The organism is Streptomyces sp. NPDC043726, assembly GCF_056436565.1.
The window spans coordinates 220,659-241,168 of the sequence record NZ_JBWKCI010000010.1 but is presented as its reverse complement, the minus strand read 5'-3'; the positions used below and the strand labels follow the sequence as shown (position 1 = coordinate 241,168).

19 protein-coding genes are annotated in these 20,510 nt (G+C 71.9%); 7 read left to right on the top strand and 12 right to left on the bottom strand.

Annotated elements, in window-relative coordinates; genetic code table 11:
• Positions 1–56 precede the first annotated feature (56 nt).
• Positions 57–476: an organic hydroperoxide resistance protein gene (locus tag AC068Z_RS28640; protein ID WP_478561638.1), complete on the top strand. Its 420-nt coding sequence runs from the start codon at positions 57–59 to the stop codon at positions 474–476.
• A 157-nt stretch (positions 477–633) separates the two neighbouring features.
• Here the strand turns inward: AC068Z_RS28640 and AC068Z_RS28635 are convergent, their stop codons facing one another.
• Together AC068Z_RS28635 and AC068Z_RS28630 are read right to left on the bottom strand one after the other, a co-directional pair.
• Positions 634–1,791, bottom strand: a complete 1,158-nt coding sequence (locus tag AC068Z_RS28635) for a serine hydrolase domain-containing protein (protein ID WP_478561635.1) — start codon at positions 1,789–1,791, stop codon at positions 634–636.
• A gap of 20 nt (positions 1,792–1,811) precedes the next feature.
• Positions 1,812–4,313, bottom strand: a complete 2,502-nt coding sequence (locus tag AC068Z_RS28630; RefSeq protein ID WP_478561632.1) for a M14 family zinc carboxypeptidase — start codon at positions 4,311–4,313, stop codon at positions 1,812–1,814.
• A 162-nt stretch (positions 4,314–4,475) separates the two neighbouring features.
• On the opposite strand from AC068Z_RS28630, the gene AC068Z_RS28625 reads away from it, so the two are divergent.
• Both AC068Z_RS28625 and AC068Z_RS28620 read left to right on the top strand, forming a co-directional pair.
• The gene (locus tag AC068Z_RS28625) at positions 4,476–5,339 is read left to right on the top strand and encodes a serine/threonine-protein kinase (RefSeq protein WP_478561629.1); all 864 of its coding nucleotides are present in this window, start codon (positions 4,476–4,478) and stop codon (positions 5,337–5,339) included.
• A gap of 38 nt (positions 5,340–5,377) precedes the next feature.
• Entirely contained in the window at positions 5,378–6,163 is a 786-nt protein-coding gene (locus AC068Z_RS28620; RefSeq protein ID WP_478561627.1) for an EI24 domain-containing protein, read from the top strand.
• Here AC068Z_RS28620 and AC068Z_RS28615 read toward each other — a convergent pair.
• Together AC068Z_RS28615 and AC068Z_RS28610 are read right to left on the bottom strand one after the other, a co-directional pair.
• On the bottom strand, positions 6,153–7,373 hold the full coding sequence (locus tag AC068Z_RS28615) for a pyroglutamyl-peptidase I (protein WP_478561625.1): 1,221 nt from the start codon (positions 7,371–7,373) through the stop codon (positions 6,153–6,155). The genes AC068Z_RS28620 and AC068Z_RS28615 overlap by 11 nt on opposite strands.
• A 92-nt stretch (positions 7,374–7,465) precedes the next feature.
• On the bottom strand, positions 7,466–8,407 hold the full coding sequence (locus AC068Z_RS28610) for a LysR family transcriptional regulator (RefSeq protein WP_478561623.1): 942 nt from the start codon (positions 8,405–8,407) through the stop codon (positions 7,466–7,468).
• Between the two features lie 49 nt (positions 8,408–8,456).
• Between AC068Z_RS28610 and AC068Z_RS28605 the strand changes: the two genes are divergently transcribed.
• Positions 8,457–9,263: an NAD(P)-dependent oxidoreductase gene (locus tag AC068Z_RS28605; protein ID WP_478561620.1), complete on the top strand. Its 807-nt coding sequence runs from the start codon at positions 8,457–8,459 to the stop codon at positions 9,261–9,263.
• Positions 9,260–9,655 carry a RidA family protein gene (locus tag AC068Z_RS28600; protein WP_478561617.1) on the top strand — a complete coding sequence of 132 codons (396 nt, stop codon included), beginning with the start codon at positions 9,260–9,262 and terminating at the stop codon, positions 9,653–9,655. Before AC068Z_RS28605 ends, AC068Z_RS28600 begins: the two co-directional genes overlap by 4 nt.
• Here the strand turns inward: AC068Z_RS28600 and AC068Z_RS28595 are convergent.
• Positions 9,633–10,208, bottom strand: coding sequence for a TetR/AcrR family transcriptional regulator (locus AC068Z_RS28595; RefSeq protein ID WP_478561614.1), 576 nt, complete (start codon positions 10,206–10,208; stop codon positions 9,633–9,635). The genes AC068Z_RS28600 and AC068Z_RS28595 overlap by 23 nt on opposite strands.
• 102 nt (positions 10,209–10,310) lie before the next feature.
• On the opposite strand from AC068Z_RS28595, the gene AC068Z_RS28590 reads away from it, so the two are divergent.
• Positions 10,311–12,737 (top strand): beta-glucosidase, encoded by a 2,427-nt coding sequence (locus AC068Z_RS28590; RefSeq protein ID WP_478561611.1) that lies wholly within the window; start codon positions 10,311–10,313, stop codon positions 12,735–12,737.
• A 68-nt stretch (positions 12,738–12,805) separates the two neighbouring features.
• Here the strand turns inward: AC068Z_RS28590 and AC068Z_RS28585 are convergent, their stop codons facing one another.
• Both AC068Z_RS28585 and AC068Z_RS28580 read right to left on the bottom strand, forming a co-directional pair.
• On the bottom strand, positions 12,806–13,780 hold the full coding sequence (locus tag AC068Z_RS28585) for an aldose epimerase family protein (protein ID WP_478561608.1): 975 nt from the start codon (positions 13,778–13,780) through the stop codon (positions 12,806–12,808).
• A 27-nt stretch (positions 13,781–13,807) separates the two neighbouring features.
• Positions 13,808–14,701 (bottom strand): SGNH/GDSL hydrolase family protein, encoded by an 894-nt coding sequence (locus AC068Z_RS28580; RefSeq protein ID WP_478561605.1) that lies wholly within the window; start codon positions 14,699–14,701, stop codon positions 13,808–13,810.
• Between the two features lie 256 nt (positions 14,702–14,957).
• On the opposite strand from AC068Z_RS28580, the gene AC068Z_RS28575 reads away from it, so the two are divergent.
• The gene (locus tag AC068Z_RS28575; RefSeq protein ID WP_478561602.1) at positions 14,958–15,452 is read left to right on the top strand and encodes a DUF3145 domain-containing protein; all 495 of its coding nucleotides are present in this window, start codon (positions 14,958–14,960) and stop codon (positions 15,450–15,452) included.
• Positions 15,453–15,530: 78 nt separating this feature from the next.
• On the opposite strand, the gene fabF is transcribed toward AC068Z_RS28575, so the two are convergent.
• The 5 genes from fabF to fasR all read right to left on the bottom strand — a co-directional run bounded on the left by fabF (position 15,531) and on the right by fasR (position 20,450).
• On the bottom strand, positions 15,531–16,802 hold the full coding sequence (fabF, locus tag AC068Z_RS28570; RefSeq protein WP_478561599.1) for a beta-ketoacyl-ACP synthase II: 1,272 nt from the start codon (positions 16,800–16,802) through the stop codon (positions 15,531–15,533).
• Positions 16,803–16,889: 87 nt separating this feature from the next.
• On the bottom strand, positions 16,890–17,138 hold the full coding sequence (locus AC068Z_RS28565) for an acyl carrier protein (RefSeq protein ID WP_015660680.1): 249 nt from the start codon (positions 17,136–17,138) through the stop codon (positions 16,890–16,892).
• Between the two features lie 83 nt (positions 17,139–17,221).
• Positions 17,222–18,223 carry a beta-ketoacyl-ACP synthase 3 gene (locus AC068Z_RS28560; protein ID WP_478561586.1) on the bottom strand — a complete coding sequence of 334 codons (1,002 nt, stop codon included), beginning with the start codon at positions 18,221–18,223 and terminating at the stop codon, positions 17,222–17,224.
• Positions 18,224–18,240: 17 nt separating this feature from the next.
• A complete protein-coding gene (locus AC068Z_RS28555) occupies positions 18,241–19,155 on the bottom strand; it encodes an ACP S-malonyltransferase (protein ID WP_478561583.1) in 915 nt (304 codons plus the stop codon).
• An 89-nt stretch (positions 19,156–19,244) separates the two neighbouring features.
• On the bottom strand, positions 19,245–20,450 hold the full coding sequence (gene fasR / locus AC068Z_RS28550) for a fatty acid biosynthesis transcriptional regulator FasR (protein WP_451721162.1): 1,206 nt from the start codon (positions 20,448–20,450) through the stop codon (positions 19,245–19,247).
• Between the last annotated feature and the right edge of the window lie 60 nt (positions 20,451–20,510).

Here is a 20,510-nt window from a genome sequence, read left to right as displayed (position 1 = left end):
AACCGCCGTCGATCGTGGGCGCGAGTCGCGGCGGACCGAGGAGGAGAAGACACCACATGTCCATCCAGCAGACCGACGTCCTGTACACCGCCGTCGCCACCGCCGAGAACGGTCGCGACGGCCGGGTCGCCACCGACGACGGCAAGCTCGACGTCGTAGTGAACCCGCCGAAGGAGATGGGCGGCAGCGGCGCCGGCACCAACCCGGAGCAGCTGTTCGCCGCCGGCTACAGCGCCTGCTTCCAGGGTGCCCTGGGCGTCGTCGCCCGCCAGGAGAAGGCCGACATCTCGGGCTCGACCGTCACCGCGAAGGTCGGCATCGGCAAGAACGACGAGGGCTTCGGCCTCATCGTGGAGATCTCCGCGTCCATCCCGAACGTGGACGCGGAGACGGCCCAGAGCCTGCTGAAGAAGGCCCACGAGGTGTGCCCGTACTCGAAGGCGACGCGGGGCAACATCACGGTGACGCTGGCCTGACGCCGGGTTGTCACCTACGGCGAAGGCCGCCCCCTTGAACCAGGGTGCGGCCTTCGCCCTGAAGGGGCGCGGGGCTATGTCGATTTGCGGCTCCGCCGCGTGGGCGCGACCAGCCCCCACCGGGCCGCACCCGCCACACGACCCAGCGCTCGAATAGCTAGGCGAATTCCGCCAATGCCGCCCTGTGAACGGCCCTCACCAACCGCACATTCTCCGGCGCCGCACCCCCCGGAAACGCACACCGACGCCGGGTGTACCCATACGCCAGCCCGCTCCGCGGATCGGCGAAAGCCTGGGACCCACCCGCCCCGCTGTGGCCGAAGGCACCCGCGCCCAGGAACGGGTACCAGACGTCCGCCGTCGCCTGGAAGCCAAGCCCAAACGCCTTGTGCGCACGGGCGACCAGGTCGTACCCCACGGAGTGGATCTGCCCCACCTCGGCCACCGTGTCCGGCTTCAGCAGCGGCGGACGCCCGTCCACCTCGCTGATCGCCGCCGCGTACATCCCCGCGAGGCCGCGCGCGGCGGCGATCCCGCCCGCCGACGCCGGTCCCTTGGCGCGCACGGTACGGGAGTTGGCGTGGTCCACCAGCTCACCGGGCTCGGGCACATGCGTGTTGAAGGCGATCGAGGAGAGCGTGTGCGGACCGGTGAGCGCCGAGTCCAGCAGGGCCTGCTGCTCGGGCGTGGGCGCCATCGGCTGCACCGGACGGAAGCGGGGTTCGAGGGCGGCGGGCAGACCCAGATAGAAGTCCAGCCCGTACGGCGACCGCACCCGCTCCTCGTAGACCTCCTGGAGCGAACGGCCCGTGGCGCGCCGTACGACCTCGCCGGTCAGCGCGCCGATGACCAGGGCGTGGTAGCCGAACGCGGTCCCGGGGCGCCAGAACGGCCGCTGGTCGGCGAGCCGTTCCGCGATGACCCGGTCGTCGGCCAGCTCCTCCTCGGAGAACCCGGCGTCCAGGCCGACCAGACCGGCCCGGTGCGCCAGCAGATCGCGCAGGGTCAGCGCGCCCTTGCCCTCCGCCCCGAACTCCGGCCAGTAGTACGTCACCTTGCGGTCCAGTTCGAGGGTGCCGTCCTGCACCAGGAGGGCGACCACCAGATGGGCGGCACCCTTGGTCGAGGAGAACACGCCGTACAGCGACTCCCCGTCCACGCCGTCCCCGGTCCACAGGTCGACGACCCTGCGGCCGTGCACATACGCGCACAACTGCCCTTCGTAGTCGGGCCGTTCCGTCGCCACGAAGGCCGCGAACTCCTCGCGCACCGCCTCGAATCCGTCCGCGACGGTGCCGTGGATCTCCCTCGTCATCCGCACTCCTCCGTTGTCGACTAGCCGCTGTGCGCGTGTGCCATGGTGAACAGTGCCCTTCCCAACTGGGCGAACTCCCCCTTGGGATGATCCCTGAAAAGCGGCTCGGTGCCGAACAGCACCGCGCGCGGACCGCTGACCACCGCCGCCTGTCCCGCCGCGGCCGCCGGACCGCCGGAGCCGTCCGCGTCCGCCCGCCAGTGCCCGGACAGGAGCGGATTCCCGGTCGCGTACGACTGCTCCACCCGCACCCCCGGCCCGAGGTCGGTGAACCACACCGGCGCGTACACGAACCCATCGTCGGCCGTGCCGTCCGGATTCACCAGCCGCACCACGCCGTTGGCGTCCCCGTTGCCCTCCACCGGCCGCGCCGCCAGCAGCCCGGCCGCCGAGTTGAGCGCCGCGCCCACCGCACCCCGCCCGACGAGCCCGTGCCCGGCGAGGAAGGCGTCCAGGGAGGCGCGGGCGGTCTGTGTGAGGGCCTCCCGGTCCAGCCCCGCCGACACGAACAGCACATCCACCCCGGACCAGTCGAAGCCCGCGTCGAGCACCGCCGTGGAGACCGGGGTGACGTCGAAGTTCATCTCCCGCAGCGCGAACAGCTCGCCCGGAGTGACGGCGGCGGCCACCCGCACCCGGCGCAGCTCGCTGCCGCCGCCGATCCGCGTCGCCTCGAACACGACGTCGTACGTCCGTGCCGCCACGGCCGCCCGGGCGCGCGCCGTGCCGGGTACGACCGCACTGCCGTCCGGAGCCTGCCGTACCGAAACGCCCTGCTCCAGCAGGTAGTTGAGGGCGGCCAGTTCGCTCGGGTCGGTCAGGCGCAGCCGCAGGTCGCCGCGCGGGGCGACGTGACCGACGCCGGCCGCGGCCTCGACGGGCCGCAGCAAAAGCCCGCTCAGGCTCCCCTCGCGCACCGGTTCCACCTCGGCGCCCCACAGCCGTCCCAGGCTCCAGCCCGAGATGTCGTACATCGCCGAGACCCTGTCGCTGATGTCCCGCCCGTCGGCCAGCAGCACGTTCGCCATCCCACGCCGGGGCTGGCGCAGGTCGACGACGTAGGAGCCCTTCGGGTACGTCCGCCCGGCGAGCCGGAAGGAATGGGCGGCGCGGGTGACGCGGACGTCGTTGGCGATCAGGTGGTCGACCAGGCGGGCGGCCGCGGTGGTGCCCCCGGGGATCACGTACGCGCGGGGGAAGGTGGTCGTGTAGACGTCCTCCGGGCCGATGCCGGGAACGCCGGGAACGGTCTCCGCCGAGACCGGTACCTGGGGCGCCCCGCTCGCCCCGCGCCGGAACACCTCGATCTGGTCGGCGACGAGCGAGGTGCCGCGCTCCTGGACGAAGTCGAGGGTGGCCTGGAGCGCGGCGCCCGCCACGTCGGTGTTGATGGCCGAGCGGCGGCGCAACTCCTCGACCGGCAGGGTGTCGTACGACTGGTTGTTCACCCGCAGCGGGATCTCCACCGTGTGCGCGGCGACCGTGCCGTGGAAGGCCGCGTACTGCGGGGTGAAGATCGGCGGCCAGTCGTCCCAGCCCTCCTCCTGGTCGCGGAAGGGGATCTGCGCGGGCTGTACGCCGTCCTTCTGCGGGGTGTGGCCGAGGCCGTTGACGGCGGCCTCCATCCCCAGGGCGTTGGCGTAGGTGTTCTTCAGGAACAGGTCGTACTCGTAGTTCTCGCCGTGCGGGGGAGTGGTGGGCTCGATGAGGGTGCCGTTGACGTACCCGTGCAGATCGAGCATGACCGCCGGCTGCTTGTCGATCACGATCTGCCGCATCGCGCGGGTCTCCGGCTGCGAGGCGGTCACGAAGTCCCGGTTCAGATCGAAGCCGTTGGCGTTGGCGCGGGTGCCGGCGATCCGGCCGTCCGGGTTGGCGGTGATGTTGAAGTAGAGGCGGGAATGGGCGAGGAGATCCTTGGTCCCGCTGTCATCGGCAGCGGCCAGCCGCCGGATCAGCCTCAGGGAGGCGTCGGTGCCCTCCCACTCGTTGCCGTGGATGTTGTTGTTGAGGAAGACGGGAGTCTTGTAACTCTTCCTGATCTCGGGGGACTTGGCGGCCGTGGCGGGCGCGTTCTCGATGAGTTCCCGCATCCGCTCCTGCGCACGGGCCTGGCGGGCGGTCTCCGGGGCGGTGACGGTGACGAGATAGAGCCGGTGGCCGCCGGCCGAGCGGCCCGCGATCTCCACGCTCACCCGGTCGCCGAGGCGCTGCAGGGCGTTCAGCTCGGGCGCGATGGCGTGGTACGGGGTGAGGCCCAGCTTCAGGGACTTGTCGCCGGGGTTCTCGGGGTCGGGGGAGAGGACCTGCTCGCGGGGATAGCCCCGTACGTGACGGGCGAGCGGGGTGTCCTCGGCGAGGGCCCGCAGCGCGGCGCTCTCCGGGGCGCGGGCCGCCCGGTCGTCGGGGGCGGCGGACTCACGGGTGGGCGCGGGACGGTCGGCGACGGCGCTGTGCGGGGTGAGGAACAGGGATCCGGCGGTCACAAGGGCGAGGACGGGGACGGTTCTTGTGGTGCGCACGCGTACCTCCTCCGGGTCTTCCTGAGATCGGTACGGCGAGGTGTACCTGTTCGACTCAACTCCAACAAGAGGGAGTTGGTGTCACCGATGCCCCGGATGGCCCACCCGGCGGCGGGGGAGCGGGCATCCTGAGGGCGACGGTGCCCGAGCCGAGGAGAGCACATGGCGACGATCCCCACGCTGCCCAGCAGGGACGACGTACTGCGCATGGCACGCAACACCACCGACATCACCGGCCAGCTCCTGGACACGGCCGGGAACCTCACCAGGATCGCCGTGAACACCCTGGACCCGAGGGACGGTTCGGGCCAGGAGATGCTCCGGGTGCTGCGCCGGACCACCGCCGAACTGGCCGAGGCGAGCGCGTCCCCGCAGGCGCAGGAGGCCTTCTACCGCACGGTCGAGACCCTCACCCGCCTGGGCGCCACGGGCGCCCCGCTGGCCGTCCACCCGGTCAGCGAACCGGCCCAGGCCCTCCTCGCCGCACTGGGCGACAGCCTGCTGCCGGTGCTGGACGCGGTGGAACCGGCGGTGGAGGAGTTCGCGACGGCACTGGGTGACCTGGTGGAGGCGGCCTCGCCCCTGCTCCCGGCTGCCGCCGGCCTGGTGGCGGGCATCCTGCTGGCCCTGACCCCCGTGTTGCGGGAGGCAACGGAAGTCCTGACCGAAGCGACCCCGGAACTGCGCCGCATCACGGACGCGCTGACGGCGGCGGTGGCCCCTCTGATCCCGCTCCAGGTGTCCCTGGCCGAACGAGCGGCGACGGCGGGCGCCAACGCCGTACGCGCCACCCTCCCCCCACTGGCCGACCTGACGGAAGCGGCGGCGGCCACCACGAAGGCGGCCCGCCCGGTCCTCCTCGCCGGCGAGGAACTCCTCATGGCAGGCCTGGAACAACTCCAGCCCCTGTTGCTCTCCAGCGCCTCCCGCGCAGGCCGCGTCGCCCGCTCGGCGGCGGTACGCGTATCGGCGGCGGTGTCCCCGGCAGCGGAACGGGGAGTGGTGGTGACGGTGGCGGCGGGCTGACCGGCAGGGGGTGCGGGGCCGACCGATAGAGTTCGGGCATGCGCGATCTTGGGGTGGGTTTCCGGTATCTGCTGGAGGGGCAGCGGTGGGTGGCCCGGCACGGTAAGCAGTACGGGTTCGGGTTGATCCCGGGGCTGATCACCTTCGTTCTGTATGTGGCGGCGCTCGTCGGGCTCGTGCTCTGGGGTGACGACTTCGTAGGCTGGTCCACGCCGTTCGCCGACGACTGGTCGAGCCCCTGGCTCGGGCTGTTCCGCGGGTTCCTGACCGGTCTGCTGTTCGCCCTCGCCCTGCTCCTCGTCGCCGTCACCTTCACCGCGGTCACCCTGCTGATCGGCCAGCCCTTCTACGAGAACCTCTCGGAGAAGGTCGACCGGGACGTCTCCCCGGACGGCACCGCCCCCGAGTCGGGGCTGCCGCTCTGGCGCGAGCTGTGGATCTCGGCCCGCGACAGCCTCCGGATCGTCGTACGGGCCGCGCTGTGGGGCATCCTGCTCTTCGCGCTGGGCTTCGTCCCGGTCGTCGGCCAGACGGTCGTCCCGGTGATCGGGTTCATGGTCACCGGTTTCTTCCTCACTGAGGAGCTCACCGCGGTCGCCATGCAGCGCCGCGGTGTCGAAGTCCGTGACCGGCTCCGCCTCCTGCGCTCCCGCAGGACCCTGGTGTGGGGCTTCGGCACCCCGCTCGGCGTGGCCTTCGTCGTGCCGTTCGTCGCGATCTTCCTGATGCCGGGCGCGGTGGCCGGAGCCACCCTCATGGCCCGCGACCTCCTCGGCGAGGAGACGGCCGACGGCGAGCCGGAGAGCCAGGACGTCAGCGCGTGAGCGCGATCGTGATGATCGCCCGCACCTGCGCGATGATGTCCAGACGGTTGCGCACGAACTCCGGATCGGTCACCTCGGAGGTGTTGCCGGTCCCGAACTGCAGCACCGGCGTGTGCACATGCCCGGCCGGCAGCGAGTCGTGCAGGCCCAGGCGGTCCCTCAGCAGCGTCGCACGGTAGGCGACCTCGTTGGAGAGGTAGTCGCCGCCGCCTCCGGCCCGCGCGGTCGAACCCGGCGTCGGCCCCTCCGGCCGCACCACGGGCTGTGTGCCGCCCGCCGGGATCTCCGTCACGCTCGTGTTGTCGTACACCGGGAACCGGCCCGTCGTGGCCGCCACGATCCTCTCGTACGGCAGGGTCGTCGTCGTCCACTGCGGCTGCGAGGCCGGATCAGTGACCGGCACGGTCTCGGTGCGGCCGATGTTGTCGTTGTCCGGGAAGCCGCCCCGCCAGGCCCCGTTGGTCCGTTCGACGTCGAACCGCTTGACCCGGCCCTGGCTGACCGTGGTGAGCAGGTCGACGCCCTTCAGATACGGCCGTAGCGTCCGCTCCACCGTCCCGTCCGTGAAGTCCTGCCAGCGCACGGGGAACACCACCGTCTCGATCCGCGCGGGACCCTCCGCGGTCTCCACCACTGTGCCGTCCAGCGCGAGAGCGGTCGCCCCGGAGGGGTTGGAGATCCGGATGTCCCGGTCCAGGGTGAACGGGTCGAACCCGGTGACCAGGATCCGCTTCAGCCCCTTGCCGTGCGGATAGCGGATCGCGGTCTGCCCGCGCGAGCTTCGCTCCAACTGCCCGAGCAGCGCGGCCCGCTGATCGTCGGAGAGTCCGAACTCCGGCTCCCAGGACCGCACTTCCCGCGTCATCCCCAGCCGCGCCCAGTACAGCGGCCGGTCGTCGTCCCGGCTCAGATCCCCGGCCGACGGCCCCCGCCCCTGCGCCCGCTCCACGGCCCTCCGCCACAGCGCGCTTCCCTCGCGTACGACGACCGCGCGGGCCTCGGCGTAGGACCGCGCCCCCGACAACGCCCGCGCGAACTCCGGTGCCACGGTGTCGAATCCGGACCGGCTCAGGATCTCCTGGGGCACCGCCCGGCCGAGCCGCTGCTCCTCGACCGTGGGGCCTGTGGCGGCGGTCGCGGTCGTGGGCGCCGCGAGGCTGGTGGCCAGCGCCAGACCCAGCGCGCAGATCCCAACACGTATGAGATTCAAGGGAAATCCGGTCCTTCCGTTGCGGAGGAGGAGCGTGATGACAGCTCGCTTCCCCGCTTCGGGGCGCCGGAACCTTCAGGGTGCTGGAACCTTCAGGGCGCCGGAACCCCCGCCGCCGCCTCCCGCAGTGCCGCCAGGAACGCCTCCCCGCCCGGGGTGAGCGAACGCCCGCGTGCCGTCGCCGCGTACACCGCCCGCGCGGGCGCCGCTTCGTCGAGCACCGGCACCAGCGCGATGTCGGGGCGTACGGAAGCCGCCGCCAGCGCCGGGACCAGCGTCACGCCGAGGCCCGCGGCGACGTAGCCCTGCTTGGCGGTCCACTCGCCGACGACGTGGGCCACGCGTGGCCGGAAGCCCTGGCGCAGGGCCGCGTCCAGCAGGGTGCCCTCGGGGCGCGGGCCGCCGGAGATCCAGTCGGCGTCGGCGAGTGCGCAGAGGCGGACCGGGCCCGTTCCGGCCAGCTCATGGCCGGCGGGGACCGCCACGTACAGCGACTCGTCGAGGAGGTGGTGGAGCTCGTACGCCTCCAGCGGAGCGCCCCCCGTCGTGGAGACCACCGCCAGGTCGAGATGGCCCGTCGTCAGGCGGTCCAGCAAGGCCGGGGTCAGGCCCTCCTCGCGCGAGACGTGCACGCGCGGATGGCGGGACCGGAACGCGGCCAGCGCCTGGGGCACCAGCGCCGCGTCGGCGGTGGCGAAGGCACCAAAGCGCAGCCGTCCGCCCGCCGCCTCCCGCAGGTCCGCCAGCTCCCGCCCGGCCCCGTGCAGCGCCTCGGCCACGGTCTCCGCGTACGGGACGAGGATCCGGCCCGCCTCGGTCAGCCGTACGCCCCGGGGCAGCCGGTCGAAGAGCGGGGCGCCGCCGAGCGCGCCCTCCAGGGAGGAGATCTGCCGGGACACCGCGGACTGGGTCCAGCCCAGGGTCCGGGCGGCGACGGTGAAGGAGCCGTGCCGGGCGACTTCCAGGAAGGCCCGGAGCCAGACGGTGGAGAGGTCGGGGTCCGGGGCGGGATGCTGATTCGGCATGGCTGCCATGCTAGACATTCGCTTGTCGCATCAATCAGGCGGGCCTAGCGTCTACCGCATGCAGAAGATCGCCTTTCTGGGCCTGGGGCACATGGGCGCTCCGATGGCCCGTCGACTCCTGGGCGCCGGGCATCCGTTGACCGTGTGGAACCGTACGGCGGCCAAGGCCGGGCCGCTCGCCGCCGAGGGCGCGGCCGTGGCCGGCGGTCCGGCCGAGGCGGTGCGGGACGCGGACGTCGTCGTCACGATGCTCGCGGGCCCCGACGCCCTCGCCTCGGTCGCCGAGGCCGCCGTACCCGCCCTGCGTCCCGGCACCCACTGGATCGACATGTCGACCGTCGGCCCCGAGGCGGTACGGGATCTCGCCGCGCGGCTCGGTGCCACGGTGGCCGTCGTCGACGCGCCCGTGCTGGGCAGCACCGACAAGGTGGCCGCCGGTGAGCTGCGGATTCTCGCGGGCGGTGCGGTGGAGGGTGTCGCCGGCGTACTCGGTGTGCTCGGCGCGGTCACCCGCACCGGGCCGCTCGGCACCGGGGCCGCGCTGAAGCTCGTCGTGAACTCGGCCGTGCTCGGCGGGGTCGCGCTGGTCGCCGAGTGCCTGCGGCTCGCGGACGCCCTCGGTGTGGACGACACCGTCGCCCGAGGCGCCCTCGAAGCGACCCCGATCAGCGGTGCGGTCGCCCGTGCCTTCGCCGACGGTGTGCACTTCGGCACCGAACTTGCCGTGAAGGACCTCGGCCTGGCCGCCTCCGTGGCACAACTTCCCGCCCTGGACGCCGTACTGGAGCACTACCGCAAGGCCGGTGTCCCCGACGCCGACATCTCCTCCGCCGCCGCCCGCATCCGTACCGGGAGCACCGTATGAAGGTCACGCTCGACAACCCCGCCGCCGCGCCCCAGCCCTACAGCCCCGCCTATTCGCAGGTCGCCCGGGTCGAACACGGCGACGGGGGCGTGCTGTTGTTCGTCTCGGGCCAGATCGCCGAGGGCGAGACGCTTCGGGAGCAGAGCCGGGGTGTGTTCGCGATCCTGGAGGCCCTGCTCGCCGCACACGGCGCGACCCTCGCCGACATCATCAACATCCGCACCTACCTGACGGACATCTCCCAGCTCGCCGAATACGCCGCCGTGCGACGGGAGTTGATCACCGGGACGCCGCCCACCAGCATGACCTTCGAGGTGCCGAAGCTGTTCCGGCCCGAGGCGCTGATCGAGATCGAGGTGGTGGCCGCGGTCACTCCTCGCCCAGCAGCCTGAGGAAGTCCCGGAAGGCGCCCGGCATGTCCACCGACTCCGGGTCCAGCAGCCACTGGTACTGCAGGCCGTCCATGACCGCGACGAGCAGGGGTGCGGTGCGTTCCGGGGTCAGGCCGTTGGGCAGCCGGTCGCCGTACTCGGCGCGCAGCACCTCCGCCATGCTGGAGCGGACGCGGCTGTAGCGCTCGGTGAAGTACTCGCGGGCCGGATGCCCCTCGGTGACGCTCTCGCCGAGCAGCGCGGAGAAGGTCTGGATGATGCCGGGCCGCATCGCGTTGTACTCCACCAGCGAGGCGAGCAGATCGACCCGCCACTTGGTGTCCGGCACCGCGTCCCACTGGTCGCGCTCCTTCAGCACGGCGACCAGCAGCGCGTCCTTGGTCGGGAAGTAGTGCAGCAGCCCCTGCTGGGTGAGTCCGACCCGCTCCGCGACCGCGGCGAGGCTGGCGCCCCGGTAGCCGCGCTCGGCGATCACCTCGAGGGCCGCGCGCACGATCTCGGCGCGGCGCTCCTCGCTCCTGACCCTGGCGTTCATGGCGTCACCGTACGGCATCCTCCCACGCCCCATATTACAGCAAGATAACGAAACCTACCGGTCTACAGGGAACCGATGCAGGATGGAGGCACAGTACGGACTCACCGAGGAGGCACCGCCATGGCGGGAACCCGCACCCAGGCCGACGAAGCACGCGAGGCGCCCGTCGAGACCGCCCTCGCCCGGCTCACCCTCGACGCGAAGGCGCGACTGCTCGCCGGCCAGGACATGTGGACCCTGCCCGCGCTGCCGGAGATCGGCCTGAAGTCCCTCGTCATGTCCGACGGCCCGATCGGCGTCCGGGGCGTGCGCTGGACCGCCGACGACCCCTCCGTCGCGCTGCCCTCCCCGACCGCCCTCGCCGCCACCTGGGACCCGGAACTCGCCCGCCGCGCCGGGGTGCTGCTCGCCCAGGAGGCCCGCCGCAAGGGCGTGCACGTCCTGCTCGCGCCCACCGTCAACCTGCACCGCTCCCCGCTCGGCGGCAGGCACTTCGAGGCCTACAGCGAGGACCCGTACCTCACCGGTCTGATCGGCGCGGGTTATGTGTCCGGCGTCCAGTCCGGCGGCGTCGGCACCACCGTCAAGCACTTCGTCGCCAACGACGCCGAGACCGACCGCTTCACGGTGAACAACACCGTCGGCGAACGCGCCCTGCGCGAGCTGTACCTGGCCCCCTTCGAGACCATCGTGGAGAACGCCCACCCCTGGGGCATCATGACCGCGTACAACTCGGTCAACGGCACCACGATGACCGAGCACCGCCATCTCGTGAACGAGATCCTGCGCGGCGAGTGGGGCTTCGACGGCTTCAACGTCTCCGACTGGATGGCCGCCCGCTCGACCACCGGCGCCATCGAGGGCGGCCTCGACGTCGCCATGCCCGGCCCGGACACGGTGTACGGCCCGGCCCTCGCGGCGGCCGTGCGCGCGGGGGAGGTCGAGGAGTCCCTCGTCGACGACGCCGTACGCAACGTGCTGCGCCTGGCCGCCCGGGTCGGTGCCCTGGAAGGCGCCGAGCCCGCGGTGTCCGAGCCGCCCGCCGAGGTCGACGGGGAGGCACTGGCCCGCGAGATCGCCCGCCGCTCCTTCGTGCTGGTCCGCAACGAGGGCGCCCTTCCGCTCAAGCCGGGCCGGGTCGCCCTGATCGGCGCCGCCGCCCGTGACGCCCGGGTCCTCGGCGGCGGCTCCGCCACCGTCTTCCCGTCCCGGATCGTCTCCCCGCTGGACGGCCTCACCGCCGTACTGCCGGACGTCACCTATGCCGTGGGCGCCGACCCGAACACCGAACTCGCCGTCGCCGACCAGGGATTCGCCCTGCGGGCCGTCTGCCGCGACGCCGACGGCAACGTCATCGGCAGCCTCCCCGTCCCCAACGGCCAGATCCAGTGGATGGGTTCGGACCTCCCCGACGGCGTCACCCACGACTCCCTGCACACCGTGGAGCTGACCGGCACCTTCACCCCGCGCGAGTCCGGCCCGCACACCCTCGGCATCAAGGGACTCGGCGCCTTCACCCTCACCGTCGCCGGCACGACGTACTTCGACGGCGTCCAGGGCGCGGACAGCGACGACCCCTTCATCAGCTTCTTCGGCGCCTCCGAACCCCGCGCCGAGGCCGCGCTCACGGCCGGGGAGCCCGTCGAGGTCTCCCTCACCCATGTCATCGCCCTCCCCGAGGACGCCCCGATCAAGGCCATCGGCTTCACGCTCGCCCACCAGGGCCCGCAGCGCGACGCGGACGAGCTGATCGCCGAGGCCGTCGAGGCCGCGCGGGCCGCCGACACCGCCGTGGTCGTCGTCGCCACCACCGACCGCGTGGAGTCCGAGGGCTTCGACCGCACCGACCTCAACCTCCCCGGCCGCCAGGACGACCTGGTGCGCGCCGTCGCCGCCGCCAACCCCAACACCGTCGTGGTCGTCAACTCCGGCTCCCCGGTGGAACTGCCGTGGCGCGAGCAGGTCGCCGCCGTCCTGCTCAGCTGGTTCCCCGGCCAGGAAGGCGGCGCGGCCCTCGCGGACGTGCTGACCGGCGCCGAGGAGCCCGGCGGCCGGCTGCCCACCACCTGGGGCTCGCTGGCCGACGCCCCGGTCACCCGGGTCGTCCCCGAGGACGGTGAACTGCCCTACGACGAGGGCGTCTTCATCGGCTACCGCGCCTGGGACAAGCAGGGCCGCACCCCCTCGTACCCCTTCGGACACGGCCTCGGCTACACCGAGTGGGCCTACCAGTCGCTGGAGATCGAGGGAACGACCGCGCGGATCCGGCTGCGCAACACCGGCGAGCGGGCCGGGCGCGAGGTCGTGCAGCTCTATCTGGCCCCGGCCGAGCCCGACGCGGAACGCCCGGCGCGGGCGCTGGCCGGGTTCGCGCAGGTGGCGGCGGAGCCGGGGGAGACGGTCGAGGCCGTCGTGCGGATTCCGCGCCGTGCCTTCGAGATCTGGGACGAGAAGACCAACTCATGGTCATTTGTGAAGGGTTCGTACGAGATCCACGCGAGCCGCTCGATCACCGACCGCAGGCTCACCGCGGCGATTAACGTCTGACGCGGGACACCTTCCCCATGGACAGCCCCGGTCCGGGACCTGACGCCCGGGCCGGGGCTCGTGTCGTCTCAGCGCACCGAGAACGCGTACACCGTCGCCGACCGGTACAGCTCGCCCGGCCGCAGTACCGTGCTCGGGAAGTCCGGCCGGTTGGGGGAGTCGGGGAAGTGCTGCGTCTCCAGGGCGATGCCGTCGCCGGGCGCGAAGGGCTCGGCGAGATGGTCGCCGGTGTACAGCTGGACGCCGGGCTCGGTCGTCGACACCGCCAGCACCCGCCCGGACCCCGGGTCGTGCAGCTCGGCGACCTCGAAGGGGACCTCGGTGACGCCCTTGTCGAGCACGAAGTTGTGGTCGTAGCCGGCGCCCACCTCGCGCGGTGCGCGGAAGTCGAACCGGGTCCCGAGGACCGGCTCCACCCCCGTCGGGATCAGATCCTCGTCCACCGGTGTGTAACGGGAGGCGGCGAGGCGCAGTTCATGCCCGCCCGCGTTCCCCGAACCCGCCCCGGCCAGGTTGAAGTAGCTGTGGTTCGTCAGATTCACCACCGTCGGCGCGTCCGTCACCGCCTCGTACGCGATCCGCAGCGCCCCGGACGCCTCCAGGGAGTACGTCGCCGACACCTCCAGACGCCCCGGGAAGCCCTCCTCGCCGCGCGCGGCGAACCGGCTCAGCCGTACCCCGTGCTCGACCGGCTCCGCCTCCCACACCCGCTGGTCGAAGCCGCGCTCACCGCCATGCAGACAGTTCCGGCCGCTGTTGACCGGCAGCGCGTACGTCAGCCCGTCCAGGGTGAAGCGGCCGCCCGCGATCCGGTTGGCGTACCGCCCCACCAGAGCGCCGAAGTACGGCCCCGGATGAGCCGGGTAGTCGCTCAGCTCCGCGAACCCCAGCACCACGTTGTCGGCGACCCCGTCCCGGTCCGGGACCTCCAACGACTGCACGATCCCGCCGTACGTCAGCACCCGCACCCGCACACCGGCCCGCTCCAGGGTCCAGCGGTGCACCGCCGTGCCGTCGGAAAGTGTTCCGAAGAGTTCGTTCATGTGCGAAACCATGAGCCGAACACTAAGTCACCCCGACTTCGCCGTGACGGTGCGGTACGCGATCTCCGCCAGCCGCGCCTGGCCGTTCACACTCGGGTGGAACCAGTCCCAGCGGCTCAGCTGGTCCGTGCCGAAGCGGTACGCGTACACCGCGCCCCCGTCGAAGCGGCACCGCCGGTCCTTGGCACACACCTCCTTGAGCACCCTGTTGTAGTCCTCCACCCGCTTCCGCACGGTCTCCCGGCGCAGCGTCGCCGCCGAGTCCAGCGCGTCCGCGTCGCCGAGCATCGAGGGGCAGATGCCGAGCTTCCACACCTGCTTGCCCAGTGGATTGGTCCGCCCCTGGGACCAGAGCCGCTTCAGATCCGGCACGCTCGCCACGTACACCTGCGCCTTCGGCAGCGCCCCGCGCAGCGTCCGCATCGCCTCCTCGAACTGGGAGCGGAAGTCGGCGACCGAGGTCATCGCGTCGGTGGTGTCCCGGCAGGCGTCGTTGGCCCCGGCCATCACCGTCACCAGCTCGGGTCTACGGGTCGCCGCCTGCGCCATCTGCCCGGGCAGGTCCGCCATCCGGGCCCCGGTCACCGCGTAGTTCCAGCTCCGCTCGGCGGCCTTGGTCTCGCCCAGCAGCCGTACCGCGAGACTGTCCACGTCCGCGCTGCTGCCGGTCGCCCACGACACCTCCGGGCAGTCCGAGAGCACCGAGCAGGCGTCGAAGCCGCGGGTGATGGAGTCGCCGACGGCCGCGAGCGACTCTGGGCTGCGGTCCCACACCGGCGTCGGCTTCGGTTTCACCCGCTCCACGTCCGTCCGCGACGGCCCCGGTGAGTTCCCCCCGACGGCGTCACAGCCGGCCAGGCCCAGGACGGCCGCGGACAGCACGGCGAGCACGGCTCGCTTGCGGTGACCGGTCTTCCGCATCCGCTGCTGATCCCCTCGGTCGTCGGCTACTGCTCCCCTCCCCATACAACGCGTGGGAGTTCCCGAGCGCGCGCGATGCAACGGATGGACCCCGTACAGGCGTCCTGCCGGGTGAATGGCGGGCGTTTCACGGCATCGGGACCGACGGTACGTCACACTCCTTGCGCCGCCGCACGGTAGCCTCGCCATCAACGTGGCCGCCCGGCCACGGCCGTCCGCCAGTTCGCAAGATGTCCCGCTCTGCCCGGAGGTCCCGGTGACGACACGTGGAGTTCTGTACGTGCACTCCGCGCCGCGCGCGCTGTGCCCGCATGTCGAGTGGGCCGTCGCCGGGGTGCTCGGCACGCGCGTCAACCTCGACTGGATCCGGCAGCCCGCCGCGCCCGGCACCTGGCGCTCGGAGTTCTCCTGGAAGGGCGAGGTCGGCACCGCCTCCAAGCTGGCCTCGGCGCTGCGCGGCTGGCACCTGCTGCGCTTCGAGGTGACCGCGGAACCCTGCCCCACGGCGGAGGGCGAGCGCTACAGCTGCACCCCCGACCTCGGCATCTTCCACGCGGTGACCGGCATCCACGGCGACATCCTGATCCCCGAGGACCGGCTGCGCGCCGCGCTGACCCGCTCCCAGCACGGTGAGACGGACCTGGAGGCCGAGATCGCCAAGCTCCTCGGCAAGCCGTGGGACGACGAGCTGGAGCCGTTCCGGTACGCGGGAGAGGGAGCGCCGGTGCGCTGGCTGCACCAGGTCGTCTGACGACATGTGATCCGACGTACATGCTGAAGGGCCCCCACCTCACGAGGTGGGGGCCCTTCAGCTGCGCAGGGAAGCCGCTCAGACGGTCCTGAACGCCAGCACCACGTTGTGCCCGCCGAAGCCGAACGAGTCGTTCAGCGCGGCGATACGGCCCTCGACCGGCAGCTTGCGGGCCTCGCCGCGGACCACGTCCGCGTTGGCCTCGGCCTCGGGGTCGAGGTTCTCGACGTTGATGGTCGGCGGAGCCACCCGGTGGTACAGGGCGAGCACGGTCGCGACCGTCTCGACACCACCGGCGCCACCGAGCAGGTGCCCGGTCATCGACTTGGTCGCCGACACCGCGATGTGGTCGGTGTCGTCGCCGAACACCTTCCGCAGCGCCTTCAGTTCGGCGATGTCACCGGCCGGCGTCGAGGTGGCGTGCGCGTTGACGTGCACGATCTCCGACGGCTGCAGGTCGGTGCGGTCCAGCAGGTTCTGCAGGGCGTGCGCGATGCCGCGGCCCTCCGGCTCCGGCTGCACGATGTCGTGGCTGTCGGCGGAGATCCCCTGGCCGACCGCCTCGGCGTACACCCGCGCACCGCGCTTGGCGGCGTGCTCGGCGGACTCCAGGACGACCACACCGGCGCCCTCGCCGAGGACGAAGCCGTCCCGGGCGACGTCGTAGGGGCGCGAGGCGCCCTCGGGGTCGTCGTTGTTCTTGGACATCGCCATCATGTTGCCGAACGCGGCGATGGGCAGCGGGTGGATCGCCGCCTCGGTGCCGCCGGCGACGACCACGTCGGCCCGGCCGGAACGGATCATCTCGATGGCGTAGCCGATGGCCTCGGCGCCCGAGGCGCAGGCGGAGACCGGCGTGTGCACGCCCGCGCGGGCGCCCACGGCCAGACCCACGTTCGCGGAGGGGCCGTTCGGCATCAGCATGGGGACGGTGTGCGGGGAGACGCGGCGGACGCCCTTCTCCTTGAGCACGTCGTACTGGTCGAGCAGGGTCGTCACGCCACCGATGCCGGAGGCGATGACCGCACCGAGCCGGTCCGGGTCGACGTTGCCATCCTCACCGGCCTTGTCGGTGAAACCGGCGTCGGCCCAGGCCTCCTTCGCCGCGATCAGCGCGAACTGGGCCGAGCGGTCCAGTCGGCGGGCCTGCGGACGGGCGATCACCTCGGTCGGCTCAACGGCGACCGGGGCGGCGATCCGGACCGCCTGGTCGGCGGCCCACTCCTGCTCCAGGGGCTTGACACCGGAACGTCCGGCGACGAGGCCCTCCCAGGTAGAGGCCGCGTCGCCACCCAGCGGTGTGGTTGCGCCGATACCGGTGACGACCACGGTGCGATTGGTCGAGCTCACGGGAATTCTTTCTCCAACGGGATACGAGGATTCAGCGGCGCCACCGCCGGGTGGCGGGGCCGGGGCACATCCGGCCTAAGCGGAGACTCAGGCCTGGTGCTTGAGGATGTAGTCGGTCGCGTCGCCGACCGTCTTGAGGTTCTTCACGTCCTCGTCCGGGATCTTGACGTCGAAGCGCTCTTCGGCGGCGACGACGACCTCGACCATGGACAGGGAGTCGACGTCCAGGTCATCGGTGAAGGACTTGTCCAGCTGGACGTCCTCGACCGGGATGCCGGCGATCTCGTTCACGATGTCGGCGAGACCGGCGACGATCTCTTCCTGAGTGGCGGCCATGTCAGGCGCTCCTTCTTAGTGATCCAGAGGGTTTGGCAGTGCTTTCCGCACCGGATCGAGAACGATGATCCGGCACGGAGTGCCTAGGGGAGGGTAACGACAGTGGCGGCGTACACGAGACCCGCCCCGAAGCCGATGACGAGCGCGGTGTCGCCGCTCTTCGCCTCGCCGGTCGCCAGAAGCCGCTCCATCGCGAGCGGAATCGAGGCGGCCGAGGTGTTGCCGGTGGTGCGCACATCGCGGGCGACCGTGACGTGCTCCGGCAGTTTCAGCGTCTTCACCATCGAGTCGATGATCCGCTCGTTGGCCTGGTGGGGAATGAAGACGTCCAGGTCGTCCGGGGTGATTCCGGCCGCGTCCAGCGCCTGCTGGGCGACCTTCGCCATCTCGAACACGGCCCAGCGGAACACCGCCTGGCCCTCCTGCGTGATCGCAGGGAACTTGTCGACCTCGCCGGTGCGGTAGTCCGTCCACGGCACGGTCTGCTTGATCGTCTCGGACTTGTCGCCCTCGGAACCCCAGACCGTGGGGCCGATGGCGGGCTCCTGGGCGGGGCCCACGACGACCGCGCCGGCGCCGTCGCCGAACAGGAAGGCCGTCGCGCGGTCCTCCAGGTCGGTGAGGTCGGACAGCCGCTCCACGCCGATGACGAGGACGTACTCCGCGCTGCCCTCGACGATCATGCCCTTGGCGAGGGTCAGGCCGTAGCCGAAGCCCGCGCAGCCGGCCGAGATGTCGAAGGCGGCTGCCTTGTCGGTGCCGAGCTTGTCGGCGATCTCGGTGGCGACGGCCGGGGTCTGCCGGAAGTTGGAGACGGTCGAGACGATCACGCCGCCGATCTGCTCGGCGGAGATACCGGCGTCCGCGATGGCCTTGCCGGACGCCTCGATCGACATGGCGGCCACGGTCTCCTCGTCGGAGGCCCAGTGGCGGGTCTCGATACCGGAGCGCGAGCGGATCCACTCGTCGGACGAGTCGATCTTCTCGAGGATCACCTCGTTGGGCACGACCCGGGTGGGGCGGTAGCCGCCGACCCCGAGGATGCGCGCGTACGGGGCGCCCTTGCTGGGCTTGATCTTCGCCATGCTGCTCGGACTCCTTGTCAGGCCGTGTGCTCGGCGATGAGCTCGCGAGCGGCGTCGAGGTCGTCGGGGGTCTTCAGGGCGAGCGTCGGTACGCCCTTCATCGCGCGCTTGGCGAGACCGGTGAGCGTACCGCCGGGGCACACCTCGATCAGCGCGGTCGCGCCGAGGCCGACGAAGGTCTCCATGCACAGGTCCCAGCGGACCGGGTTGGCGACCTGGCCGACCAGCCGGTCGAGCACCTCGGCGCCGGTGGTGACGGCCTGGCCGTCCTTGTTGGAGACGTAGGGGACCGTGGGGTCGGCGGGGCTGAGGGCCTTGGCGGCCTCGGCCAGCTTCTCGACGGCGGGAGCCATGTGGTGCGTGTGGAACGCGCCCGCGACCTTCAGCGGAACGACCTTGCGCACGCCCTCGGGCTTGTCCGTCTCCAGCGCTGCGAGCTGCTCCAGCGTGCCCGCGGCCACGATCTGACCGGCGCCGTTGATGTTCGCCGGAGTCAGCCCGAGCTTCTCCAGGTGCGCGACCGAGGTCTCCGGGTCGCCGCCGAGCAGCGCCGACATACCGGTCTCGGTGATCGCGGCGGCCTCGGCCATGGCCAGCCCCCGCTTGCGTACGAGGGTCAGCGCGGCGGTCTCGTCCAGCACGCCCGCGAAGGCGGCGGCGGTGATCTCACCGACGCTGTGGCCGGCGACGGCGCCGGGCGTCACGGCACCCAGTGCCGAGGCGGACAGGATGCCGGCCGCCACGAGGAGCGGCTGGGCCACGGAGGTGTCCCGGATCTCGTCCGCGTCGGCCTTGGTGCCGTAGTGGACGAGGTCGAGGCCGATGGCGTCGGACCAGGCGGCGACGCGGTCGGCGACGCCGGGCAGGTCGAGCCAGGGAGTCAGGAAGCCGGGCGTCTGGGCGCCCTGGCCGGGAGCGACGAGTACGAGCACTCTCACACTCTCTCTTGAGGGCGGCCACAACCGCCCGTGGGGACAGGGACGAAGAACACGAGGGGGTTTTGTGGGCCCCCGACAAAACCCTACGGCTGAAGATCGCCGTCCACCAGACGCCCCAGGATGAGCGCGATCCGCAGTGTGAACGCGGAGCGTACATCGGAAGGCGACCAGCCGGTGACGTCAGTCACACGTCGGAGCCGGTAGCGCACGGTGTTGGGATGCACGAACAGCATCCGGGCGGCGCCCTCCAGACTGCTCGCCTGTTCGAGATAGACGGAGAGAGTCTCCAGAAGAGCGGACCCAGCCTCCTCCAGCGGTCTGTAGATCTCCTCCACCAACTGCTCCCGCGCACTGGGATCCCCGGCTATGGCGCGCTCCGGAAGCAGATCGTCCGCCAGCACCGGGCGCGGGGCGTCCTGCCAGGCGGAACAGGCCTTCAGGCCGGCCGCCGCGGCCTGCGCGGAGCGGGTGGCGGCGAGCAGGTCCGGCACGATGGGCCCGGCCACGACGGGTCCGGCGGCATACGGGCCGATCAGGGACTTGGCGACGGCGAGGGGGTTGTCGCTGCCGCCGGCGATCACGACGAGCCGGTCGCCGAGGACGCCGGTGAGCACCTGGAGCTTGGCGTGCCGGGCGGCCCGCCGGATCGCCTCGACGGTCAGCTCGGAGTCCCCGTCGGGGGCGGTGCCGAGGACGACGCAGACGTGCTCGGGGGAGTTCCAGCCGAGCGCGGCGGCCCGGGAGACGGCGCCCTCGTCGGCCTCCCCGCTGAGCACGGCGTTGACGACGAGGGACTCCAGCCGGGCGTCCCAGGCACCGCGTGCCTCGGCGGCCTGGGCGTAGACCTGGGCGGTGGCGAAGGCGATCTCTCGGGCGTAGACGAGGAGCGCCTCGCGCAGCACCGACTCGTCGCCGGGGGCGGCGACCTCGTCGATCGCGGACTCCATCACCTCGATGGTGGTCCGCACCATCTCGACGGTCTGCCGGAGCGTGATGGCCCGGGTCAGCTCCCGCGGGGCGGTGCCGAAGACGTCGGTCGAGATGGCCTGGGGGGCGTCGGGATGCCGGAACCACTCGGTGAAGGCGGCGATACCGGCCTGAGCGACAAGACCGATCCAGGAACGGTTCTCCGGGGGCATCGCCCGGTACCACGGCAGCGTCTCGTCCATGCGCGTGATGGCCTGCGCGGCGAGGCTGCCGGAGGACTTCTCCAGCCGCTTCAGGGTCGCGGAGTGCGGATGGGCGGCGTGCGCTGCGGCTTCGGACTTGCGGGCTTCGGGTTCGGGCACGGGGACAAGACTGCCTTATCCGGACGGGCGTGTGCGCTGGCGGGGTCTACGGTGGGTCCG